The sequence below is a fragment of the Pseudalkalibacillus decolorationis genome, from assembly GCF_024609785.1.
Taxonomy (GTDB): Bacteria; Bacillota; Bacilli; order Bacillales; family Fictibacillaceae; genus Pseudalkalibacillus; species Pseudalkalibacillus decolorationis.
In genome coordinates, this window is record NZ_JANHJQ010000078.1 from 1 (window position 1) to 570 (window position 570).

The 570-nt window shown below is 47.5% G+C and carries 1 rRNA gene; it reads left to right on the forward strand.

Going from position 1 to position 570, the window contains the following annotated elements:
• Positions 1 to 162, forward strand: a 16S ribosomal RNA gene (locus NON16_RS25400); the annotation flags it as partial.
• Between the last annotated feature and the right edge of the window lie 408 nt (positions 163 to 570).

Sequence of the window (570 nt, forward strand, 5' to 3'; positions counted from 1 at the left end):
TCCCGGGCCTTGTACACACCGCCCGTCACACCACGAGAGTTTGTAACACCCGAAGTCGGTGGGGTAACCTTTTGGAACCAGCCGCCGAAGGTGGGACAGATGATTGGGGTGAAGTCGTAACAAGGTAGCCGTATCGGAAGGTGCGGCTGGATCACCTCCTTTCTAAGGAGTCCTTTTAGGACATTACCGCTCTTTGGAGCAAATCACACTTGCGCTTTTGTTCAGTTTTGAATGAGCTTTTTCTCATTCAAACGTTCTCCGACAAGTCGGAGAAAACACGTTCCTTGAAAACTAGATAACGAAAATTCTTGAAAACAAGACATCGAAACTATGCGTTAAACGTTGATGCATCCGCATCAATGAACATTCGTTCACGAATAGCTAAATGCTACCGTGAATGATTTGGCAAGCTAGGAGCGAGGAGATCGCGGAAGCAAAGTTCGGGAGGAACGGAGCGTAGATTGACCTACGTGAGTACCGGACGAACAAAGCTGACAAAGAGATCCGAAGCTAATAGATTGTTCAAATGGTTAAGTTAGAAAGGGCGCACGGTGAATGCCTTGGCACTAG